We start from the raw sequence: 22,158 nt of genomic DNA, 5'->3' as shown, positions 1-22,158 counted from the left end.
CTCTCCATTAAAGACCGGCCGAAGCCGGTTTATTGAAAGAGCGATTAGCTCATGTTGAATCTGACGAGATAAAATATCTCATAATGGATTTCGCGAACAAAATCCATACTCACTCGTTGTTCAGTTTTCAAAGATCAAACATTCATAATTTCTTGTTTTGTTCCAGTTTGTTTCATCGTCGCATCTCAGCGGCGACTTAAATAATATATCATGTTTTTAAAATCTTTGCAACACTTTTTTTTGAAGAATAATTTTCGAAGTATTCAACTTTATAATGTGCAGCTTGCTATCTCGTAAAAGACAGCTTTAAGAATATATCACACAAACATACTTGTGAGCAATACCTTATTTCAATTTATTTTTCACTCTATATTTACAGTTAAATAAAGAGACCATCATCCCCCCAAACTGAATAATGGTCTCCTTAACATTTACTCTTTTGATTTTGGACTTCATTAAACTAGGGAATTGCTAAGCAGTTCTTACCCTCTTTTATTTAGGTTGATTGTCAGTCCCTAATCCATGGGTTTCTGCGCGAGCGGGCATTATAGGATGAAGAACGAGATGCTGCTGCCGACTTGCGCTTTTTTTGCTTCGCTGCAGCGCCATTTTTACCAGATACTTTTGCTTTAGACTTTTCTTCTCTCGCAGTCGAGGCATCTTTTATTTTATCTTTACGCCCGTTGCCCTCTTTTGATTTGGTAGAAGAGACAACTTCATTCTGGGAGGCAATAGTCACATTGTTTGCATTCTCCTGTGCTCCCGGAGATGCTGGTGCAAAGTTGGCATTTCCCTCCCTGCCATCATAGTCTGGCATAAACATGTAGGGTGTTGTATATCCCTCTAATGGATATGCAGGAGTATTCCCATGTACGAACGGTTGATAGGGAGAGTTGGCTGACTGTTGTCCTTGTAATTGGCTGTAGTCGGGCATGTATCCACCCGAATGCGAGCTATATTGAGGGGCTCCCCATGAATGGCCCCATTGGCTTCCCTGGACTGCACTCTCATAATGCTGGTTCGAGTAATCTTGATGCATGTAAGAAGGATAGACAGGATAAGATGAATTTTCGTACGCTTCATGACTCATGTAGTATCCTGGGTGACAGCATTCTGAATAGGCAGGATACGGTGTTGGATAAGCATTGATCGGAGCTGTTTGCATGGGTCCCCAATCCCATGAGTGATCACAGTCATGATAATAGCCCTTATTTGGAGCTGCAGAAGGTGAAACATTTTCTGCAAAGGAGGTATTTACAGAAGCACTTCCCCAAGACTGAGGAGACTCAATGCCCGGATACCATGAGTTCGGCATTGTATTTAGATGTGAGCTGTTGTCAAATGTCGACTGTTGTACTGGCCATGGGGAATTCATCATGGGCTTCGTGATCGTGCAACCGCAGGATTTTTCTGCTACAGGCTGCTTCTCCATTTTTACCGGAAGCTGAGGCTGAGGCTGGGGTGGAGCTGGTTGGGTAATTATAAGCTGCACTTGAGGTGGAGCAGGATTCACAGGAGATATGTTAACCTCTGGTAATTTCAGTTCCGGAAGCTTAGGAAGATTCACTATTTCTTTTGGCTGGGTCATTTCTTCTTTAGGGGGAGGCACGTTCTCCACGTTCTCCACATTCTCGACGTTCTCTGTTTTTGGCTGAGTCAGCTCCTCATTTGGTTTAGTAAGCTCTTCATTGGGTTTGGTAAGCTCCTCATTCGATTTGTTAAGTTCCTCATTCGGTTTGGTCAACTCTTCCTTAGCTGGAGACTCCGGTTTGGGTTGCTCTACCTCTGCTTTGGCTGCAGTATTTTTTTTATTATTTTCAGCAGGATCATCGGCTTGATTTTTGAAATGGGGAATATTAACAGTTTCTCCAACCAACAGAGCATTGGGATTCTTAAGGTGGGAATTAGCATCAATAATGAGCTTAAGCGGTACGCCCCAAGCCTTAGACAACTTCCACAAGGTATCTCCTTGCTTAACCTTGTGCTGATACATTGTTGACGATTGTGTTTCCATTGCAACAGGGTCTGTCGGAATTTTGATTTTCTCGCCGATGCTCAGCTGATTAGGATCAGCCAATTGGGGATTGGCAGCAATCACTTTCTCCAGCGTCACATTATACTTCTGTGCCAGCAAGTACAAAGTGTCACCTTTTTTGACGATGTGTATTTTCACAGGCCACAAACCTCCTAGCTTTCGTTCGGGCGGGATAAACGCCCGGCTTCTGTTATTACATCCTATGCACCTCCCGGGCGAATGACCCCATACAAACAAAAAAATCCTTTCAACCAAACACTCTTGTGAGCATTCAGTCAAAAGGATTCACTGTTATTTTAGTTTTGCCATACTTTATAGCCATCCTGATCCACGATCTTCCGGAACTCGGCCAGCAGCTCCAAAGTCACTGGACCAGCAGCGCCGGAACCGATCGTACGTCCATCTACTTCATAAGCTGCAATCACTTCCGCTGCGGTTCCGGTGAAAAAGACCTCATCCGCTACGTATACATCATGCAATGTAAAAGGCTGCTCTTTGAGCGTATATCCAAGCTTGGCGCACAAATCGATGATCGCATTACGGGTAATCCCCTCAAGTGCCCCCAAATAACAAGGCGGTGTATAGAGCACTCCGTTTTTGACAATGAAAATGTTGTCCGCGGAACCCTCTGTCACATAACCCTGGGAATTGAGCATAATAGCCTCACCCACACCAGCATAGTTCGATTGGATCTTCACCAGAATATTGTTGAGATAGTTCAACGATTTAATTTTCGGATTCAAGGCATCCGGGATGTTGCGGCGCTGGGAGACAGAAATTGTCTTCAGGCCGGTCAAATATGCTTCCTCCGGGTAAATAGCGAGCTGCTCCACAATAATGATGACACTTGCCTTCGCACACCGAAGAGGATCGAGGCCTAAATTCCCAACCCCACGAGACACAATCAGACGGATATATCCGTTGCGCATTTCGTTAAGGCGGATCGTTTCAGCCATCGCTTCCAGCATTTCATCCTGAGACAACGGAATGGTCAACTGAATGGATTTTGCAGAGTCATACAGACGATTCAAGTGCTCTTTACATTTGAAAATATTTCCGTTATAAATACGAATTCCTTCAAATATACCGTCTCCGTACAAGAAGCCATGATCGTACACGGAGACCTTTGCATTTTCCTTCGTTACATGCTGCCCATCCAGATAAATCCATTGTTCTGCCATTATTATGACACCTCCGATTATTGTTCCTTTACAATAGGTTCGATTGCTGCTTCAACATACTTGTAGCTTGGATAAGAGCCGAGAATGCGCACATGACACCCTAAAGCCTCAATCTCTGCAAAGGCTGCCGGAAGCAGGACGGAATGCAGAGATTCTAAAATTTCAATATAAAAATAATAATTCCCTAATTGCTTTTTGGTTGGACGCGACTCGATGCGGGACAGATTCAACCTGCGCCACGCAAACGCGGATAACACCTGATGCAGTGCTCCTGGAAAATCCCGTGGCAGTGTGACCAGAATACTGGTCCGCTCACCATCAGGGATACGCGGGAGATGGATAGGTTGATGGCCAATCAGGACAAAACGGGTAAAGTTGTTGTCGTGATCTGTCACCTTGCTGGCCAAAATATCCAGTCCGTGATTGAAGGCGGCAAGTCTGGTCCCAAGTGCGGTCCAGCCTTTGTCAGGATTGTGCTTAACAATTTCGACAGCTTCCGCCGTACTTCCTGCACTCTCCAAATCAGCTTGAGGAGTAGAGGCCTGTATGAACTCTTTACACTGGGGAAGTGCTACGGGATGAGATATCATTTTGACCACTCTGCTCAAATCCAGCTCGCCCCGGTCATTGATAAATTCACTGCGATGTCCAATAAGATTTTGAATGGAAGGATATACCCATTCCGCCTGCATCTGAATATCTACTTCATGTACAAGCCAATCCATGTGCAAACTTACAGAGCCATCAATCGTATTCTCAATAGGAATGACGCTAAAGTCTGCTTTCCCCTTGTCTACTGCCTGAAACACGTCTGATATATGCTTGAAAAACAGGAATTCACAGGGCATGTCTCCCAGCAAATACTTAATTGCCTCATGAGAAACGGTCCCCTCTGGAAGAAGTGCTATTCGTTTCATTTCACAAGCTCCCCTTTAATCATATCCACAAAAGGAATTGTATCCCCTTCCGTATATACTTTAACGCCTTCACTCTCTGGGTGCAATTTTAAAACAGAGGCCTGGATATCCTGCTTACTCATCGTCTCCGTTAAATACCGTTCCAACTCCGCTTTCCGATTTTCCCGGCGATCACTCAACGCGAGTAGTGTCGGTCCAGCCCCGCTGAGTGCCACGCCCAGAGCACCATGATGGTGCGCATTCTCAAGGATTTCCGTCATACCCGGCACAAGCTCCGCACGGTAAGGCTGATGAAGCCGATCACGCATCGCTTCAGCGATCAACTCTGTTCGGCCCGATGCCAGAGCTGCCACAAGCATTGAAGCATGACTAACATTGTATACGGCATCCTTCAAGGATACCTGGGCAGGCAGCACTTCTCTGGCCTTGGACGTGGATAGCTGAAACTCTGGAATGACTACGATAGCCTCCAGATTGGCATCCGGCTCAATCCGTATGTGCTTGGCATGATCGCCATCCCACACGGCAGTAATAATACCGCCAAACAGGGAGGCTCCAACATTGTCCGGATGCTTTTCAATGGCAGTTGCCATGTCAAACAGCTTGGAGGCTGGCAAAGGTGAGCCGATCATCGTGTTGGCAGCCACTAGAGCGCCTACAATGGCAGAGGCACTGCTGCCCAAACCACGGGTAAGCGGAATATCCGAGTACATCGATATATCCAGTTCAGGAACAGATACACCAGCTTCCTGAAAAACCATTTGCGCTACCTTGTAAATCAAATTTGTTTTATCTTGGGGAACCCCATTCATTTCATCTCCGTACAGATGGAAAGCTGTCTGTTCGGCCTCTTTCAATTCAATCCAAGCATATAAGGACAACGCCATGCCCAATGTATCAAAACCGGGTCCCAGGTTGGCGGTACTCGCAGGCACACGCACCCTGGCTGTTTTCAAAACGGTCATACAGACAATTCCTCCTGCTTTTATGGACTATCCTTCTACCCGATATACACTCTTGATGCGACGAATCACGTCCAAAGTTTCAAAATGCTCCAATACCTTTTTCATACTCGCTTTGCTGGCCAAATGCGTTACAATAATAATTTCCGCATCGGGATTAGCCTCATTCGGCTGCTGTACAACAGATGCCAAACTGACGTCGAATTCAGCAAATACCTGCGTAATCCGCGCCAATACCCCGGCTTTATCAGCCACATGCAGCAGCACAAAGTTTTTGAAATATACGTCTTTGTCATTGCTGATTTTTTTGGGTTTGTAAGGCACGATTGCTTTAAGCCCGTTCACACCGAGCTTGAGATTTTTCACAACAGCTACCAGATCAGCCACAACTGAAGTAGCCGTCGGCAATTCACCTGCGCCCGCACCATAAAACATCGTTTCACCCACTGCTTCACCATGCACATACACCGCGTTAAATACCCCGTTCACCGAAGCCAATGGATGCTGCTTGCGTACCATAGTCGGCTGAACGTTGATCGTAAACTCATCACCCTGACGTTCCGCAATACCAAGCAATTTCATTTCATAGCCCAGCTTTTTGGCAAAAACGATGTCCTCACTGGTCACCTTCGAAATCCCACTGACACTGACATCCTTGAGTTCTACATTAGAACGGAAACCAAGCGTGCCGAGAATCGCCATTTTACGAGCGGCGTCCAGCCCCTCTACATCCGAGGTTGGATCGGCTTCAGCGTATCCAAGCTCCTGTGCTTCCTTCAGAACCTCCTCGTACGAAGCTCCCTCCTGGCTCATTTTAGTTAAAATGAAATTTGTCGTACCATTCACAATACCCATAATACGGGTGATACGGTCAGAGGAGAAACCTTCAATCAAGGTACGAATAATCGGAATCCCGCCCGCTACGCTGGCTTCATAAAAAATATCACACTGCTTTTGCTGCGCCTTAGCTAATACCTCAGAGCCATGCAGAGCCATTAAGTCCTTATTGGCTGTAACAATGTGCTTGCCACGCTCCAACGCCTCCAGAATGTATCCCTTCGTCTGATCAACCCCGCCCATGACTTCGATAATGACATCAATGCCAGGATCAAGAATGACTTCCCATGGGTCCTCAGTAAGCTTGGCGGTATCCACTTCAATGGAGCGATATTTGTCTATATTTTTTACAGCTATTTTCTCAATAATGATAGGTGAACCAACTTGTCTGCTTAAATCTTCCTGATTCCCTTCTACGATTCGAACAACTCCCGTTCCTACCGTGCCTAAACCTAGCAATCCTACTTTGACCGGTTTCATCCATTCCCCTCCTGCTAACTTTTATCTAATGGGCGGTATAGCCCTAGCTCTGTCCAATCAGGCGAACGCGTTTGACGCCAGAGATGCTCTCAAGGCCTTCAAGCAGAACACCCAGTTCTTCACTGAGTCTGGACATTTCCACCGAGATGACAACGTTGGCTCTGCCTTGCAGCGGAATACTCTGTTGGATGGTCAGTACATTGCCTCCGTAATCTGCCACCCTGCCAAGCACCCTGGACAGCATGCCGGATTGATGTTCCAAATCAATAGAAATATTGACAATTCGCTCACGCTCCAGCTGGTTAACCAAGTGGATGCCATCTTTATATTTATAAAAGGCGCTCCGGCTTAGCCCTACTTGTTCCACGGCCTCATGCACGGTTTTAACATCTCCTGAAGCCAGCAGCAGCTTAACCTGTATTGTCTTCACAATCGCTTCAGGCAAAATATCTTCCCGTACCAAGTAATAGCGCTCTTTCACGAACGTCCTCTCCTCAAAGACTTATGTTTTTGTATAGAGGACATTATATCGGAACTCCTGAAAATCAGCAAGCTAACTATACAAAAAACGGCTACTGTCATCTAAAGGGATGATCCCCAATAGTACAGTAGCCGTCATTTCAGGCTATAAATTATTTTTAGTAGTAGCTGCTGCCTTCCACAAATTCGAACTCGAAATCGGCAATGCGTACAGATGTACCATCGGTGGCACCGCGCTTACGCAGCTCGGCATCCACACCCATGTGCCGCATCGTTCTTGCCAATTTCAAAATGGCATCATGCGAATTCAGCTGCATGCGTTTCATCATACGCTCAATTTTAGGGCTGTGTACGACGAAGGTTTCGTTTTCACGTACAATCGTAAAGCCTTCGTCTTCTGTCGTATTTAGCTTGAACACCTTGCGCTCATTCACGTCTGCTACTTCCTCAACGACCGGCTCGTCCGGTATTTGATCCAGCAAATCAGCAGCCCGGTAGAGCAATTCTTTAACACCTTGGCGTGTCAGCGAGGAAATGGGCATAATCTCCAGGTCCGGACGAACTGCAGCGACTTGCTCTTTGAATTGCGCCAGTTTTTCATCCGCTTCCGGCATATCCATTTTATTCGCCGCTACAATTTGTGGACGCTCCGCCAAGCCTGCATTATATTGCTTCAATTCGTCGTTAATTTTAGTCCAATCCTCAAATGGATCGCGTCCCTCGGAGCCTGCCATATCCACGACATGGATAATAATGCGCGTCCGCTCAATATGCCGCAAAAATTCATGCCCAAGCCCAACACCTTCATGAGCTCCTTCAATCAATCCAGGCAGATCAGCCATTACAAAGTTACGATGGTCACCCACATCCACGACGCCCAAATTCGGGGTAATCGTTGTAAAATGATAGGCGCCAATCTTCGGTTTTGCAGAGGACACAACTGACAGCAAAGTAGATTTCCCTACGCTTGGGAAACCAACCAGGCCTACGTCAGCCATCACTTTCAGCTCAAGGGTAATATAACGCTCTTGTCCCTCTTCACCGTTCTCAGCCAGTTCAGGCGCCGGATTACTAGGCGAAGCAAAACGGATATTCCCGCGTCCTCCGCGTCCACCTTTGGCTACGATTACCTGTTGTCCATGGCGTGTCATATCTGCCAGCACTTCACCCGTATCATCATCTGTGATGACCGTTCCTGGTGGTATGCGTACAATCATGTGCTCCGCATTAGCTCCGTGTTGAGATTTGTTGCGGCCCTTTACACCGCGCTGGGCTTTAAAATGCCGTTGGTACCGAAAATCCATCAAGGTACGCAGCCCTTCATCTACACGGAAAATCACATCTCCACCGTTTCCCCCGTCGCCACCAGCCGGGCCGCCTTCAGGAACGTATTTTTCACGGCGAAACGCAATCAAGCCGTCTCCACCGTCACCGCCTTTAACAAAAATCTTCGCTTTATCTACAAACATGGTTACACCTTCCTTATGTCTGGCACTCCATCCGAATCTGAAGCATATCGCCTGTAGGGAGCTTCTCTGTTCGAATGCGTTCACTTCCGTGCACGGATCTGATCTGCTTTAATAAATTCGAATCATCAGGCATTCCACTTCCTTCGAAGCGGACAATAACATCATTGTGATCCATACCGAAAAAGAGTGTCAATCTGCGCACTTCTCCCCAAGACGACCGGTCGCCGCCGTATTGATATGCACGCACCGTTTCTATGACAATCGAGGCAAGCGACTCGCCGTCTTCGGGAGACATGACAGTGTCCAACCTTAACTGCTCCTCAACCTGCACTGACAACTGTAAATTCCCGGCGTTCACACGAAAGGATTGCAAATAAAATACCAGTGAAGGAACACCCAGCTTGGATATTTTACTGTCTTCGGCCACGCGCTCTTTTATTGTTTCCACATAAGCAGCTGATTTATCATGCTTATTCATACGAATATAGCCATAAAGCACCTGTAGGTCATTCATCCAGTCATGCCGATGATGGTTTAGCGTTGCGATAGCTGTACGCTCCAACGAGCGCAAAATAGCTTTTTGCTCATTCTCAGCCAGTCTATGTATGTACCACATGCCAAAGCAAGCAGCAGCAACAGACCACACAGCTAATATGATAATCGTTAAACCTTCAGGATAGAGCAGTGAAAAAACCAAAGGAATCAGAATAGAACCCAACGCCAAATAAGGCGCTCTTATCCGCTGGAACATGGCTTCTCTCCGTTCTGCCATAATTAAATGGATTTTTGAATAACCCTTAGTCCAGTATAGCACAGACTAACTTTCCAGTTCATTACCATCATACAAAAAAGCCTCCGACAAAAGTGCCGGAGGCTTTTCAGCGTATCTAAGCCGCTATTAAGCTTCTACAGTAGCCGCTACTGGAGCAGCGTCAATCGGGTAGATGCTCACCTTTTTACGATCACGGCCCCAACGTTCAAACTTCACAACGCCGTCCACTTTCGCGAACAGAGTGTCGTCCTTACCGATGCCCACGTTCGCACCAGGGTGAATTTTCGTTCCGCGTTGACGAACCAGGATGCTACCGCCGGTTACTGTTTGACCGTCAGCACGTTTCACGCCAAGACGTTTCGATCTGCTGTCACGTCCGTTTTTCGTGGAACCTACACCTTTTTTCGATGCGAATAGTTGAAGATCCAATGTCAATTTCAACATGATGTCTACCTCCTTCTTCATTTATTTTCTATTTGAATATACTTCCCATATGATTCAGCAATACTGGTCAGCATAATCACCATGGACTCCAACAGCAGTTGAACCTGTGCGTTTGTTACATGATGACTATCAGGAGAAAGATACGCGCTCAAAAAGCCGTTCTTCATTTCTGTGTCCATCTCAACGTTCGTAAGAGCTTCGATCGAATTGACAGTTCCTACAGTTACCGCTGAAACACCCGCACATACGATATCCTCGCCAGACTTGGCGTAATTCGCATGTCCTTTAATAGAAAATCCCTGTATGCTGCCATCTTCCAGTCGTGTAATGCGCACGATAATCACTTATCGCACCCTCTTACGCTTGGATTTTTTCAATCGTCACTTTCGTGTACGGTTGACGATGACCTTGCTTCACATGGTAGTTCTTTTTAGGTTTGTATTTGTATACAATGACCTTTTGCCCTTTACCATGCTTCTCAACTTTAGCTGTTACAGAAGCTCCGGAAAGAAGCGGTGTACCTGCTGTCAAGCCATTGTCGCCAGACACTGCCAGAACACGGTCGAACGTTACAGTTTCACCATCGTTCGCTTCCAACTTCTCGATGAACAATACGTCGCCCTCTTGAACTTTGTATTGTTTACCACCTGTTTCAATAATTGCGTACATTTGCTTGCACCTCCTTATTTCTCAGACTCGCCTAATAGCAGGTGGCAGCTTCCCTAAAGATACTGCGCTTCAATACCTGATCGGAGCGGTTACAGCATGTGCAGCAAAACTTACGCATCACACATACCAAGCGATTATAGCACAGGCTGCATCGACATTCAACCTCTAGTCTTGAAATGATGTTGATTTTCAGTTTGCTTTACATGAGCGTCTTTTCCTGACGCGCCTTTTTACGAGTCATTTCCAGAAGACCTAGCCGCGTCCATCCCACAACATATGATTTGGTCCGATCCTTCTTCAGCTTGGCTTCCAGAACAGAGGATACTTCCCGGCGGTTCTCCTCTTTTTCCATGTCAATAAAATCAATGATAATAATCCCGCCAATATCGCGTACACGCACCAGTCGGGCAATTTCCTCTGCTGCTTCGATGTTAGTCCGGGTCACTGTCTCTTCCAGATTACTGCCGCCCGTAAACTTTCCGGTATTCACATCAATAACGGTCAATGCTTCTGTATGATCAATAACAATGTATCCGCCGCCCTGAAGCCATATCTTTCGTGCAAAATCGTGTTCTAGCTGCTCATTGATACCATAGGCATTGAATATCGTGTCCTCTGCATTATGGAATAGGCGCACACGCGCTTTCCCCGGACTAATCTGTTGCAGCATGATTTCCGCTTCCTTCGCTTGCTCCTCGCTGTCAATGACCAGTTCATCCTGTTCCGGTGTAAACACATCCCGAATCAAACGCTGAACGATGCTTAAATCGCGGTGTAATTCACATGGAGCCGAGTGTTCACCAGCTTTACGCTGAATGACCGCCCACTGCTGACGCAGCTGGTTTAGATCATTTTCAATCGCCTCTATCCCCATTTCCTCAGAAACGGTACGAATAATGATCCCTTCCTCGTCCGTGCGCAGCTGCTCTCCCATTGCCTTCAAACGGGCACGCTCTCCTTCACGCTCGATCTTCTTGGATACAGCTACATAATCGGCGCGGGGCATGTATACGATCCAGCGGCCCGGCAGTGAGAAATGAGTCGTCACTCTGGCTCCCTTGCCGCCAACTGCCTCTTTTAATACCTGCACTACAATTTCCTGACCCACCTTTAACAGTTCCGAAATAGAAGGCTTTACCTGCGGCTGCTTGTCCAAATGAGCGTGAAGTACATCATCCACATATAAAAAAGCATTCTTTCGTTGGCCAATGTCAACAAAGGCGGCTTGCATACCTGGCAGCACATTGACTACTCTCGCTTTAAAAAAGGAACCTAAAATCCCCCGTTTTCGCGGCAGCTCAGCAGCATATTCAACTAATCGTCCCTCTTCCAACAGCGCCATTTGGGTCATCTGCTGCTGGCATTGCACAATCATTTGCTTCATGGTTTTTCAACCTCTCTGGATACAGCCTCTTCCTCAGCTTAAAAAATAATTTATTTGGGCTTGGACTCCCCGCCATCCGGCGGACGTGCCGCAAAATAAGAGCGGATCAGACGTTGCTCCGTCAATACAGCGACAACTCGTCCCTGTTCATTCATGACGTAGACCATATGATACCGGTCTCTTCTAAAAAGACGCAAAACAGGCTCCAAATGTTTCATAGGCAAGGATACAATGGGCAAGGCTATGCTTCCCTTCGCTGCTTGACGGTAAAAGAGCTCGTCCCTGCCCAGCAAAAAACGTATAAAACGATAAGGAATATTACGATAATCCACAATATTAGAATAAAGCAAAAAAATCCCTATTGCCAGCATATTTAAATGCACAGATCCATTTTTTTCTAACAGCGGCAAAATTCCATAGATACAAAATAGCAGGCTCGTTACGATGCTGGCTCGAAAAGTCCACACTAATGTACGGTGATAGGCAAAGGACAAGCTGATCAACGCCTGCAGCACTTTCCCGCCATCCAGCGGTAAAATCGGCAACAAGTTGAACAATGCAATAACTGCATTTCCCTGAATAACATAATCAACATAAACATGCTCTACCCCGCTCATATTTCTGAGCCCTAAAAGGATGATGATCATGATTCCATTTTGCAGAGGTCCAGCCAACGCGATGACGATCTCCTTCCACGCATTGAGCCTCCCCTGATCCTCGATTACCGCTACTCCTCCAAAGGGCAGCATCTGTATGGAAAGCACTCGCGCGCCCAACAACGAAGCGGCTGTCGCATGGCCCAGTTCATGAATAAACACCAGCGCAAACAAGGTCATGATCTCAACAAAATGTCCAGTCAGCACAGAGGTCAGCATGACCAGCACAAAAAGCGGATGCAGTGATAAGGTCACACCCCGGACATTAATCAAGAGCTACCACTTCCGCCGGGTCAATGAATTGATCCCCCCTCTGCACTGCAAAAAACAGAGTCACCGCCTCATTACCTCTACGACTTGCTGGCAGGACACCCATTTCGTCTCCCTCCTGAACCCAGTCGTTTACCTTTAGGGTAGAACGGGAAAGCCGGCCATATGTTGCTGTAATACCGCCAGTGTGGCGAACGGTAATTGTAATTCCACTTTGGGGATGCTTCAAGATGTCCAATACACGTCCTGCATCTATACTTTTAACAGCGATTGCCCCGTTGCCAGTAACATTCGGCGTAATTTCCACTCCTTTGAGGCTAAGAGCAAACGGCTGTGTTATAGCGCCTTCGAGTGGGGGAGAGGCCTTCCGGTACGCGTCCACTTTGTGTGTTTCAGCCTCCTCTCCAAAAATCGGTAAAAAGGAAGGAGCCCCGTCAAAATAAGTTTCATACCACTGTCTGGCTGCTGCAAAATCCATATCCTTATTCAAGGAATCCGCGATAAACATTCTCAAATTGACGGCGGAGGGAATATCCCAGCGAAACAATCCCCACACCATCCCAAATAACACAGCTGCCATGACTGATCTCCGCCAAAAAGAGGTCCAAAAAGACGGACTACGATTCTCTCCAAAAGATTGACGCCAGCGTTGCTGTTCATTTTTCCACTCGGTTTCCGGGTCTCTGGGCTGGTTTGCACTGATTACGGGCATTGAATTCATTTCTCTATATCCGTGCCTGTCCTGGTATACACCGGAGGAATAGATTTCGGATTGTCTTCCCGCGATTAGCTGCTGTATACGTTCTTCTCTGCGCTGCTTGATTCCGGAATTTTGATTCATCCTGTTCAGCCCCCTCAGCGAGGTATGTTTGATACATCTTATGAGGACGGGCTTCAACTTATGTTGTCTGGTTCAGGATTACGCCCCTGAAAAATCAAAAAAACCGGCGCGAATACACCGGATCTATTGATATTCAGGATGGCAAGACAAACCAAAAACACTTAAATAAGATATCACTTATTTAAGTGTTCAAGTTACTTTATTCATCCGCCCACACCAAAAAATTTTTTAAAGCGTGTCATCATGCTTTTCTTCTGGTCTATCTGCATAAGAGGCACCGTATCGCCCAAAATCCGTCTCGCAATGTTGCGGTAGGCAATCGCCGCTTGTGAATCCGGGTTCATGACAGTAGGTTCTCCTGTGTTGGCGGATTTGATTACCATTTCATCGTCAGGCACAATTCCGACGAGATCAATGCTAAGCACTTGTAAAATTCCATCAATGTCCAACATATCCCCGGACTTAACCATGCTGTTACGAATGCGGTTAACCACCAGCTTGGGTGAAGTCACATGTGAGCTTTCAAGTAAGCCAATTACCCGGTCAGCATCGCGTACAGCCGCATTTTCCGGGGTGGTTACGACAATAGCCTGATCCGCTCCGGCAATGGCATTTTTGAAGCCTTGCTCAATCCCCGCAGGACAGTCGATCAATATATATTCAAAATCCTTTTTGAGTTCCAAAATAATATCCTTAACCTGATCAGGCGTAACCGCACTCTTGTCTTTAGTTTGAGCCGCAGGCAGCATATAAAGCTCCTCAAAGCGCTTATCCTTGACCAGAGCCTGGTTTAAACGGCAGCGGCTTTCAGCTACATCCACCAGATCATAAATAATCCGGTTTTCCAGACCCATTACAACATCCAGATTGCGCAAACCGATATCGGTATCCACCAGGCACACCTTTTTGCCGAGCAATGCAAGTGCTGTTCCTATATTGGCTGATGTCGTCGTTTTACCGACGCCGCCTTTTCCTGAAGTGACGACGATAGCCTCTCCCATGTGCTACACCCCTTTGAACACGTTAAAATCGCGGCCCAGACGCACGATATTGCTTATTTTATCTATTTGCATAGCGCCATCCTTGAGATACGCAAACTCCATGCCCGATTCGCGTGTCTCCCATTCGTCTGGCGGACGGCTGATCATTTCGGAAATTCGCAGTTGTGTCGGTGCAAAATAGGAGGCTGCGATAATCGCTTCGCTGTTCCCCTCCATTCCTGCATGCGCCATCCCCCGCAGTGCTCCTAGGACAAAGATATCACCTGTACAGGTTATAATCCCTCCTGGGTTTACATCTCCCAAAAAAAGCAGATCCCCGTTATGATGAAGCACTTGACCCGACCGGATAATCCCTGTCACCGTGAGAATCGGTGACTTACCCTGCACTTCCGCAGGCAGCCCGGGTGATTCTATAGATCGTATGAGCAGATTCCCCTTCTGCTTCAAAATCTCCAGAATACTTTCCTTCTGTTCCTCTGTCACTTCCCGGCTTCCCAGCTTAATATCCACATGAATGATCGGGCCTGTTAAAATATTTTGATGACTGTGCTCCAGCTTAAAACGCAGCTCACCTAGCAAATCCTCAAACTCACATTGATCGTCCAGCAGGAATACCAGGCCGTCTTTGATGCCTTTAATCGTGACATGATTCGATTTCACTGCCATTAGCCTGTCCCTCCTATTTCAATCATTTCGTCCCCGGGTCGTCAAATCCCTGCTACCCCGGACAAAATGTGTGAAAAAAGACCTAGGAAGCCTCTTCTTTTTTCACACGGGTACCCAAACGCTGCAATTGCTTGCGAACGGGGACATAAATAATGAGGGCAAACAGAAAATGAATAAATAAATCAGGAATCATATATTGGGCCAGTGCCCAGTCGAATGTTTGATGGTTCAACTGGAACAGCTGATCAATGGCAAAGAGCATGGAGTCCAGCAAAAAGCTTCCAATCAGCACAACTGCCATCATAATGGGCATCGGTGCACGTCTGGCTGTAAAAACAAGCCCCAGCAAGTATGCTGACAACCCCATAGCAAAAGAGTAGGGCCCAATAATAAACCCGTAATAAACTACGTCATGAATAAGTCCGAACGTAATCCCCAGCACCAATGCTACATGACGACTGTAATACACAGACACAAACAGGATTACGACGTACACGAAATTAGGAACCATTCTTGGATGCCAGCTATCGGGAAGAAGCCAAGGAAGAATCGTTCCTTCGGCTATAAACAGCACGAACAGCAGCAATATTAAGACCTGACCGCGCATCTTCATTATTCCGGTACCTCAGGCGTGTACAAAACAAACAGCTCCTTCCAATCCACAAAGCTGGCTGCCGGTTTAATAATCGCTGTCCTTGTTTGGCCGAACTCCCCGACCTGAATTTTTTCGACAGTACCGATCAACAGGTTTTTCCGGAATTTCCCGCCTCCGCCTGACGTAATAATCTGATCGCCTTTGGCAATAGGATCATTTTCGGAAATTTTTGTCATTTGGAACGTGTTGGTAACTGGATCGTAGCTTTCTACCATGCCAAATGTTTGTTCTTTCCCCAGTGCAGTAGCCGCAATTGCATACGAATTCGGATTTTTAGGGTCCAAAGTAGTCAGCAGCGTCACTGTGGAGGTGAAATTTGCAGTTCTGCTAATGACTCCTACAAAGCCTTCCAGTGATCTTACTTCCTGACCGACTCGCGCTCCGTCCTTCGCTCCAATATCGATCACAAGTGTTTTGGAATCATTGCTTACGCTATTAACCTGGGCGATACGCCAATCGTAGTTGTTTTTTGCTTTTTGTTGCTGAGTAAACTGCAATTCGTTCTGCAATCTGGCATTCGTTTCTTTATAATTGCGAGTTTGAATTTGCTCTGTGGTTAGCTGTGCCACCGCAATTTTCAAGCGTTCGTTTTCTTTATAAATGCTCCGCATATTTCCGATATCTTCAAAGAAGCCCGCTATTGCAGAAGCGGGCCTGTAAAAGATACCTTGCACAAAGCCAATTGAATCTCTGGCGAACTTCTCAGGCCAGGTTAAGGAACTTCTCTGTCCAAGTGTAATCCCCATAAGGGCAATAAACAGAACGATTCCGATCAATAGAACAAATAGTCTTTTATTGCCAAACAGCTTAAACAGTTCCTACACCCCCGATTCAACGTTTGGAACGGACGGCAGAACTGCTCCGCGATTTGAACAAATGAATGTTTTCCAGCGCTCTGCCTGTACCGATCGCCACACAGTCCAGAGGATTCTCCGCTACGATCACCGGCATTCCGGTTTCAGCCGCGAGCAGCTTGTCCAGATTACGTAAAAGTGCTCCACCGCCAGTCAGAACAATTCCTCGGTCCATGATGTCCGCCGCTAACTCGGGAGGACATTTCTCCAGTGTTACCTTGACAGCGTCCACAATCGCATTCACCGTATCCGACAAGGCTTCACTTATTTCATCAGATGTAATCGTTATTGTCTTCGGCAAACCTGTCACCAGGTCGCGACCGCGGATTTCAGATGTCTCCACCAGTTCCAATGGCATAGCGGAACCAACTTCCATTTTCAACTGCTCTGCAGTCCGCTCGCCAATCATCAGGTTATATTGACGCTTCACGTACTGAATGATGGACTCATCCATCTCGTCACCAGCCACACGCACGGAACGGCTCGTTACAATTCCGCCCAGGGAGATGACTGCAACCTCGGTTGTACCTCCACCAATATCGACAACCATGCTGCCTGTAGGCTCCCATACAGGAAGATCAGCGCCAATTGCAGCTGCAAACGGCTCTTCAATGGTATAAGCCTCGCGCGCGCCTGCCTGCTTCGTTGCATCCTCAACTGCACGCTGCTCCACTGCAGTAATGCCTGAAGGCACGCACACCATCACATTCGGATGACGCGGGAACAAAGAGCGTTGGGCTTGTGCCTGACGGATAAAATATTTGATCATTGTTGCTGTCGTATCAAAATCAGCAATGACGCCATCCTTCATCGGACGAATCGCACGAATATTGCCCGGTGTGCGGCCGATCATTTTTTTCGCGGATTCACCCACAGCTTCAATCGTTTTTGTATCTGTACGCAACGCGACTACAGACGGTTCACGAACAACAATACCTTTTCCTCTTACGTATACCAGCGTATTTGCCGTCCCCAAGTCAATTCCCAAATCTTTTGTAAAGCCACCTAGCATGATGTAATCTCCTTTTCTCTTCCCTGAAATCTGTTATCCATGTATAAACGGTTTATTCAGGCCGGCTTAGCCGGTCGTATTTTAAATGTTTGATTTAAATATTAAATATTATATTATATCAGACCTTGTTCCTTCAAACTTACAAAGGTCCCGTCCCCAATCACAATATGATCAAGGACGTCGATACCTACGATTCTGCCCGCCTCCATCAGGCGACGGGTCAATTGAACATCCTCCGGGCTTGGCTTCGGATCACCACTCGGATGGTTATGGGCACAAATAATCGAAGCACTGCTGCATTTGATCGCCGCCCGAAACACTTCACGAGGATGCACGATGGCTGAATTCAGACTGCCCATCGAAAGTGTTTCCTGGGCAATAACATGATTTTTAGTATTTAGGAACAGGCATACAAAATGCTCTTTCTGCAAATAACGAAGCTGTTCAAACAGCAGATCTGCCACATCTCGCGGGCAACTGATCACGGGGGTCTCCAAATGGCGGGACAACGCTAATCTGCGCCCCAGTTCGATACCCGCTTTTAACTGTATCGCTTTGGCATTTCCAATGCCTTTAATCTGGGTCAGCTCGCTCAGACTCATATCCACCAATTGGCGCAAGCTCCCCGCCTGCTGCAAAATACGTTGCGCTAAAAGCACCGACGATTCATTTTGTGTTCCTGTACGCAGTAATATTGCCAGCAACTCCGCGTTGCTCAAGGCTTCTGCCCCATATGTTATCATGCGCTCTCTTGGTCGTTCTTCATGGGGGAGGTCGCGAAGCATCGGTATTGGCGACTCCAACATATGTTCATCCCCTTTAAGGACGCAGCACATTCACTCCAAAATCGGACAGCATATCCGACAGCAGGGAAAGCGGCAATCCTACGACGTTAAAATAACAACCCTGAATCGATTCCACCAGCATGGCACCCATCCCCTGTATGCCATACGCTCCTGCTTTGTCAGACGGCTCGCCTGTATTCACATAAGCCACAATTTGCTCATGGCTCAAAGGCTTCATCATAACCTCCGTTTGGCGATGTCTGACAAGCTTTTGACCGGTTACAGCATGTATACAGGCCACCCCTGTATACACACGGTGTGTTCTTCCCTGCAAGGCCGTCAGCATACGAACCGCGTCCGCATGATCTACAGGTTTGCCCAGTACCACACCATCCAGCACGACAATGGTATCACTGCCAATGACCAGTCCGGCTTCTTCGGACTGGGCGGCAATGTTCGTGACCGCTTCGGCCTTGCGTACCGCAAGGGTCTCCACAATTTGCTGAGGCGTCCAGCTCTCAGGCGTGCTCTCATCCACATGACTTGGCATCACCTCAAAGGGAAGTCTTAAAAATGCGAGCAATTCCTTCCTTCTTGGTGAAGTCGATGCCAGAATAATGCGGGGCGTAATTTTCCCGTCCATAAGGGAGGCTCCTTTTCATCAATTAGAGCCTGCGATACAGCCAGAACGCGGCGATAATGCCGATCAGACTAAGCAGGCTCATTTCAAAATTTAACGTTATGTTGTAACTGATAATATCCAGATCCGCTCTCGGCGACCAGGATATCATAGTGGGGTGGGTCAGAAAGGAAAGGACTTTGAACGATTGAAGAGCTTTGGCAATCCATGCACCCAAAAGCCAACCGAGCAACAAAAACAATATAAGCATTCCTACATTTTTTTTCACTCTGATCTTCCCTCGCCATTTTTTGACACCTTCATTATTATACGGTGATTTGTACCGCAATACAAACAGAAATCCGGCATGGGGAACTATTTCCAATTCCTTGGCGAAATATGTGATTAGTCTATTGTTTTATGAACCGGATAAATTCATTCTCACGCAAAACATACGCCATCATGGAGGACTGAATCTCCCAAATGTGCTCCTTGGCTGTATTCTTGTTGTATTCTCCAAGTGCAGAGACCGCACTGTTCATTGCCTTCTCCAACGAAGCCGCAGAAGCAGCCGCTTCCTTCGGGAGACCGGAGGGAAGGACAGCAATACTTTGCGTCCACTGCTGATGCAGATCATTCAGCTCCTTCATTTCGGAGCTGGATACCGCAGTTGAACCGCCTTCTCCGAGCAAAGAAGAGCTAAGTCCACTAAATTTGCCCACTAATGTGCTGCTTAGCTGAAAAAAGGCGGTGAGCTTTTCACCTTCGCCCCCATAAGCGGCTTTTTCCAATCCGGGCAATTGAAGCTCACGAACATACAATTCAACGCCTTGCGTCTTCAATTGGTTGCTGAGCAGCTTGGCCTGCTCCCGGTCTGGCGATATCCCCGCATACACCCGATTCTGGTCTTCGGCATCTCCTCCGGCAGCAATGCCCACCTTCAGCAATTCTTCTTTTGCTTGCAAAGCGCGTTCCGGAGTGCTAAAGACCCCGTACTGCAGCATGTAATAAGTTTGCGGAGGAACTTGAGCCGCTACAACTGCTACAGGGGTAGAATTCTCTTTTACTGATGGTGTAGCTGTACCAACAGATTCATTAAAAACCGGTACGGCCTGCTCTGCCGAGGATTCTGATCCGGGGGCCACTCCTCCTCCGTTAAACAGCAGCAGCATAATATATCCAAACATCCCTCCAGTCACCAATGCACTGGCTACTGACCCGATCAACTTCCATCGGGAAGGGTGGGGCGGACGCTTTCGGTACTCGTAACCGAAATAATAAGTCTCCCTATCTCCCTCTTCTTCCTGACTATCAGGCAAGACATCTGCATCTGACCAGGAAGCCGCCGAATGACCGAAGGGATCGTCCCATCCCCCCTGCGCTCTCAAAGCCGGAGCAAAGCGCCGTCTTGTAATGCGTTTATTCGCGCTTGCAAGTTCATCGGGATTGGATTCTTGTATATGTTCCATATGTTCTGCCGTTTCGCTAATTCGTCGCTTGTTATCCTGCAGGTCATTTACAATCGGCCTGTTTTTATACGGAAGCACCTGTAGCTTTTCCTCCTGGCTTGGCTCTGGCTGTTGGTGATCGAACCTGAATGTCATCTTGGCCTTATTCACGAATGTACTCCCCTCCTTGTCCCATACTTCCTCATAGTCTGTTGTATGTATCACGCTAAGGAAATATGCCTTCAGCAATACAAAAAAAGGTACCCCGAGACACATTCGTGCCCGGAATACCTTGGGTATCGCTACAATCATCGACATAACCTATCTTGGTTGTACTAATTGCGCTTTACGTTAGTGAAGATGGCGTGCTAATGCGTCGGCTGCTTTCCAGATATCTCCTGCCCCCATCGTCAGTACAAGATCACCAGGCTGCAGCCGATCTTTCAACTCCTCGATCACGGCTTCCTTGGTCGGCAAGTAGATCGCATTGGCATTGCTGTTCTGGACAATCAAATCCACAAGCTTGGAGGAATGCACACCTTCAATTTGTTTTTCTCCTGCTGGTGAATAGATGTCGGTAATAATGACTTCATTAGCTTCACTAAACGCGCGGCTGAAGGCATCTAGCAGAAAAAAGGTACGGCTGTAGCGTTGCGGCTGAAACACAGCAATAATACGCTTGCCGGTTGCTTTCGCTGCACTAATCGTAGCCTCAATCTCTGTAGGATGATGCGCATAGTCATCAATAACCAAAATGTCATTGCCTTCACCCAGCACTTGAAAACGGCGCTTGGCTCCGTGAAACTCCAAAATCGAGGCTGCAATTTGCTCGAAAGGAATCCCTGCTTCCAGACATGAAATCACAGTCGCCATCGCATTGTACATATTATGTCTGCCCGGTACGGACAATTCGATGGTTCCGAGTTCTGTTCCCTTACGGCTCATGGTAAAGCTTAATCGACGATCGCCTAATTGAATGTCTGTCGCCATATAATCCGCCTCATGATCCACTCCGTAGGTAATAACCCGGGTTTGAAGCTGAGGAATGATCTCCCGGATGTTCTGATCATCTGCACATACAATAGCTGCACCATCTGGCCGTATTTGACTCAAGAACTGCACATAGGCATTTTTCAAGCGATTAAAGTCTCCACCATAATTCTCCAGATGATCGGCTTCGATGTTGGTTACAATACCTTGCCAAGGATGATATTGCAGGAAAGAGCCATCGCTCTCGTCCGCCTCGGCAACGACAAACTCGCTTTTTCCCGCTTTGGCATTCGTACCTAAATTCGTGATTTCGCCACCAATGATATACGTTGGATCAACATTGCATCTCTCCATAACCAGAGCAATCATCGAAGAGGTTGTCGTTTTACCGTGCGCTCCTGCAACAGCCACTCCCTTGCGTTCGTTAAGCAAACGAGCCAGCATCTGTGAACGGTGCAGCGTTGGAATATTCAATTCTTCTGCTGCCACCCGCTCCACATTGTCACGGGGCAATGCTGTTGAATAGACGACGATATCCGCACCTGCAATATGTTCAGGGGTGTGTCCAATATATATTTTTGCGCCTTTTGCCGCCAATTTCTCTGTCAGCTCTTGTGATGCCACATCTGAGCCGGTTACGGTATATCCCATCTCCAGCATAACCCGAGCAATCGCGCTCATCCCGTAGCCGCCGATACCGATAAAATGAACATGTTCCGAAGTAATCAACA

General features: G+C 47.1%; 24 protein-coding genes and 1 other annotated feature. All 24 genes read right to left on the bottom strand.

Annotated features, from left to right (window positions below):
* Nucleotides 1–508: 508 nt before the first annotated feature.
* Nucleotides 509–2,173 (bottom strand): LysM peptidoglycan-binding domain-containing protein, encoded by a 1,665-nt coding sequence (locus JO375_RS04285; protein ID WP_229523288.1) that lies wholly within the window; start codon nucleotides 2,171–2,173, stop codon nucleotides 509–511.
* 158 nt (nucleotides 2,174–2,331) lie between these two features.
* Nucleotides 2,332–3,216, bottom strand: coding sequence for a branched-chain-amino-acid transaminase (gene ilvE / locus JO375_RS04280; RefSeq protein ID WP_229523287.1), 885 nt, complete (start codon nucleotides 3,214–3,216; stop codon nucleotides 2,332–2,334).
* Between the two features lie 17 nt (nucleotides 3,217–3,233).
* Entirely contained in the window at nucleotides 3,234–4,133 is a 900-nt protein-coding gene (gene pheA / locus JO375_RS04275; RefSeq protein WP_229523286.1) for a prephenate dehydratase, read from the bottom strand.
* On the bottom strand, nucleotides 4,130–5,098 hold the full coding sequence (gene thrB, locus JO375_RS04270) for a homoserine kinase (protein ID WP_229523285.1): 969 nt from the start codon (nucleotides 5,096–5,098) through the stop codon (nucleotides 4,130–4,132). Before thrB ends, pheA begins: the two co-directional genes overlap by 4 nt.
* A 27-nt stretch (nucleotides 5,099–5,125) precedes the next feature.
* Nucleotides 5,126–6,412, bottom strand: coding sequence for a homoserine dehydrogenase (locus tag JO375_RS04265; protein WP_229523284.1), 1,287 nt, complete (start codon nucleotides 6,410–6,412; stop codon nucleotides 5,126–5,128).
* A gap of 43 nt (nucleotides 6,413–6,455) precedes the next feature.
* Complete coding sequence (locus tag JO375_RS04260; protein ID WP_229523283.1) at nucleotides 6,456–6,893, bottom strand: ACT domain-containing protein; 438 nt, start codon at nucleotides 6,891–6,893, stop codon at nucleotides 6,456–6,458.
* A 157-nt stretch (nucleotides 6,894–7,050) separates the two neighbouring features.
* On the bottom strand, nucleotides 7,051–8,361 hold the full coding sequence (obgE, locus tag JO375_RS04255) for a GTPase ObgE (protein WP_229523282.1): 1,311 nt from the start codon (nucleotides 8,359–8,361) through the stop codon (nucleotides 7,051–7,053).
* 13 nt (nucleotides 8,362–8,374) lie between these two features.
* Nucleotides 8,375–9,133, bottom strand: a complete 759-nt coding sequence (locus JO375_RS04250; protein WP_229523281.1) for a Spo0B domain-containing protein — start codon at nucleotides 9,131–9,133, stop codon at nucleotides 8,375–8,377.
* Nucleotides 9,134–9,259: 126 nt separating this feature from the next.
* A complete protein-coding gene (rpmA, locus tag JO375_RS04245; RefSeq protein ID WP_229523280.1) occupies nucleotides 9,260–9,577 on the bottom strand; it encodes a 50S ribosomal protein L27 in 318 nt (105 codons plus the stop codon).
* A gap of 17 nt (nucleotides 9,578–9,594) precedes the next feature.
* Entirely contained in the window at nucleotides 9,595–9,921 is a 327-nt protein-coding gene (locus tag JO375_RS04240) for a ribosomal-processing cysteine protease Prp (RefSeq protein WP_229523279.1), read from the bottom strand.
* Between the two features lie 13 nt (nucleotides 9,922–9,934).
* Nucleotides 9,935–10,246 (bottom strand): 50S ribosomal protein L21, encoded by a 312-nt coding sequence (gene rplU / locus JO375_RS04235; RefSeq protein ID WP_007431690.1) that lies wholly within the window; start codon nucleotides 10,244–10,246, stop codon nucleotides 9,935–9,937.
* Between the two features lie 13 nt (nucleotides 10,247–10,259).
* Nucleotides 10,260–10,347, bottom strand: a sequence feature (ribosomal protein L21 leader region).
* 98 nt (nucleotides 10,348–10,445) lie between these two features.
* Nucleotides 10,446–11,630, bottom strand: coding sequence for an Rne/Rng family ribonuclease (locus JO375_RS04230; RefSeq protein ID WP_229523278.1), 1,185 nt, complete (start codon nucleotides 11,628–11,630; stop codon nucleotides 10,446–10,448).
* A 50-nt stretch (nucleotides 11,631–11,680) separates the two neighbouring features.
* On the bottom strand, nucleotides 11,681–12,559 hold the full coding sequence (locus JO375_RS04225; RefSeq protein ID WP_229523277.1) for a M50 family metallopeptidase: 879 nt from the start codon (nucleotides 12,557–12,559) through the stop codon (nucleotides 11,681–11,683).
* The gene (locus tag JO375_RS04220) at nucleotides 12,552–13,397 is read right to left on the bottom strand and encodes a peptidoglycan DD-metalloendopeptidase family protein (protein ID WP_229523276.1); all 846 of its coding nucleotides are present in this window, start codon (nucleotides 13,395–13,397) and stop codon (nucleotides 12,552–12,554) included. Before JO375_RS04220 ends, JO375_RS04225 begins: the two co-directional genes overlap by 8 nt.
* Nucleotides 13,398–13,600: 203 nt before the next feature.
* Nucleotides 13,601–14,398 carry a septum site-determining protein MinD gene (gene minD / locus JO375_RS04215; RefSeq protein WP_229523275.1) on the bottom strand — a complete coding sequence of 266 codons (798 nt, stop codon included), beginning with the start codon at nucleotides 14,396–14,398 and terminating at the stop codon, nucleotides 13,601–13,603.
* 3 nt (nucleotides 14,399–14,401) lie between these two features.
* Nucleotides 14,402–15,064 carry a septum site-determining protein MinC gene (gene minC / locus JO375_RS04210; RefSeq protein WP_229523274.1) on the bottom strand — a complete coding sequence of 221 codons (663 nt, stop codon included), beginning with the start codon at nucleotides 15,062–15,064 and terminating at the stop codon, nucleotides 14,402–14,404.
* Between the two features lie 82 nt (nucleotides 15,065–15,146).
* Complete coding sequence (gene mreD, locus JO375_RS04205) at nucleotides 15,147–15,677, bottom strand: rod shape-determining protein MreD (protein ID WP_229523273.1); 531 nt, start codon at nucleotides 15,675–15,677, stop codon at nucleotides 15,147–15,149.
* A complete protein-coding gene (gene mreC / locus JO375_RS04200; protein ID WP_322098692.1) occupies nucleotides 15,677–16,495 on the bottom strand; it encodes a rod shape-determining protein MreC in 819 nt (272 codons plus the stop codon). The genes mreD and mreC overlap by 1 nt, the downstream gene beginning before the upstream one ends.
* Nucleotides 16,496–16,550: 55 nt before the next feature.
* Nucleotides 16,551–17,585, bottom strand: coding sequence for a rod shape-determining protein (locus JO375_RS04195; protein ID WP_229523272.1), 1,035 nt, complete (start codon nucleotides 17,583–17,585; stop codon nucleotides 16,551–16,553).
* Between the two features lie 113 nt (nucleotides 17,586–17,698).
* Nucleotides 17,699–18,391 (bottom strand): RadC family protein, encoded by a 693-nt coding sequence (gene radC, locus JO375_RS04190; RefSeq protein WP_229523271.1) that lies wholly within the window; start codon nucleotides 18,389–18,391, stop codon nucleotides 17,699–17,701.
* A 13-nt stretch (nucleotides 18,392–18,404) separates the two neighbouring features.
* Nucleotides 18,405–19,013 carry a Maf family protein gene (locus JO375_RS04185; RefSeq protein ID WP_229523270.1) on the bottom strand — a complete coding sequence of 203 codons (609 nt, stop codon included), beginning with the start codon at nucleotides 19,011–19,013 and terminating at the stop codon, nucleotides 18,405–18,407.
* 22 nt (nucleotides 19,014–19,035) lie between these two features.
* Complete coding sequence (locus JO375_RS04180; protein ID WP_229523269.1) at nucleotides 19,036–19,278, bottom strand: DUF4321 domain-containing protein; 243 nt, start codon at nucleotides 19,276–19,278, stop codon at nucleotides 19,036–19,038.
* Nucleotides 19,279–19,399: 121 nt separating this feature from the next.
* Complete coding sequence (locus tag JO375_RS04175) at nucleotides 19,400–20,608, bottom strand: SPOR domain-containing protein (RefSeq protein ID WP_229523268.1); 1,209 nt, start codon at nucleotides 20,606–20,608, stop codon at nucleotides 19,400–19,402.
* Nucleotides 20,609–20,788: 180 nt separating this feature from the next.
* Nucleotides 20,789–22,156, bottom strand: coding sequence for a UDP-N-acetylmuramate--L-alanine ligase (murC, locus tag JO375_RS04170; protein WP_229523301.1), 1,368 nt, complete (start codon nucleotides 22,154–22,156; stop codon nucleotides 20,789–20,791).
* Nucleotides 22,157–22,158: the final 2 nt, after the last annotated feature.

Origin of the sequence: Paenibacillus farraposensis, assembly GCF_020736845.1 — a bacterium.
GTDB classification, from domain to species: Bacteria; Bacillota; Bacilli; order Paenibacillales; family Paenibacillaceae; genus Paenibacillus; species Paenibacillus farraposensis.
Note: the sequence above shows the minus strand (reverse complement) of the source record. Positions and strands in the feature narration are given on the sequence as shown.

Coding starts and splice junctions, on each gene's coding strand:
- ilvE (WP_229523287.1), bottom strand. CDS start 3,216: ATGGCAGAACAATGGATTTATCTGGATGGGCAGCATGTAACGAAGGAA.
- pheA (WP_229523286.1), bottom strand. CDS start 4,133: ATGAAACGAATAGCACTTCTTCCAGAGGGGACCGTTTCTCATGAGGCA.
- thrB (WP_229523285.1), bottom strand. CDS start 5,098: ATGACCGTTTTGAAAACAGCCAGGGTGCGTGTGCCTGCGAGTACCGCC.
- JO375_RS04265 (WP_229523284.1), bottom strand. CDS start 6,412: ATGAAACCGGTCAAAGTAGGATTGCTAGGTTTAGGCACGGTAGGAACG.
- obgE (WP_229523282.1), bottom strand. CDS start 8,361: ATGTTTGTAGATAAAGCGAAGATTTTTGTTAAAGGCGGTGACGGTGGA.
- JO375_RS04250 (WP_229523281.1), bottom strand. CDS start 9,133: ATGGCAGAACGGAGAGAAGCCATGTTCCAGCGGATAAGAGCGCCTTAT.
- rpmA (WP_229523280.1), bottom strand. CDS start 9,577: ATGTTGAAATTGACATTGGATCTTCAACTATTCGCATCGAAAAAAGGT.
- rplU (WP_007431690.1), bottom strand. CDS start 10,246: ATGTACGCAATTATTGAAACAGGTGGTAAACAATACAAAGTTCAAGAG.
- JO375_RS04230 (WP_229523278.1), bottom strand. CDS start 11,630: ATGAAGCAAATGATTGTGCAATGCCAGCAGCAGATGACCCAAATGGCG.
- JO375_RS04220 (WP_229523276.1), bottom strand. CDS start 13,397: ATGAATCAAAATTCCGGAATCAAGCAGCGCAGAGAAGAACGTATACAG.
- minD (WP_229523275.1), bottom strand. CDS start 14,398: ATGGGAGAGGCTATCGTCGTCACTTCAGGAAAAGGCGGCGTCGGTAAA.
- minC (WP_229523274.1), bottom strand. CDS start 15,064: ATGGCAGTGAAATCGAATCATGTCACGATTAAAGGCATCAAAGACGGC.
- mreD (WP_229523273.1), bottom strand. CDS start 15,677: ATGAAGATGCGCGGTCAGGTCTTAATATTGCTGCTGTTCGTGCTGTTT.
- JO375_RS04195 (WP_229523272.1), bottom strand. CDS start 17,585: ATGCTAGGTGGCTTTACAAAAGATTTGGGAATTGACTTGGGGACGGCA.
- radC (WP_229523271.1), bottom strand. CDS start 18,391: ATGTTGGAGTCGCCAATACCGATGCTTCGCGACCTCCCCCATGAAGAA.
- JO375_RS04185 (WP_229523270.1), bottom strand. CDS start 19,013: ATGGACGGGAAAATTACGCCCCGCATTATTCTGGCATCGACTTCACCA.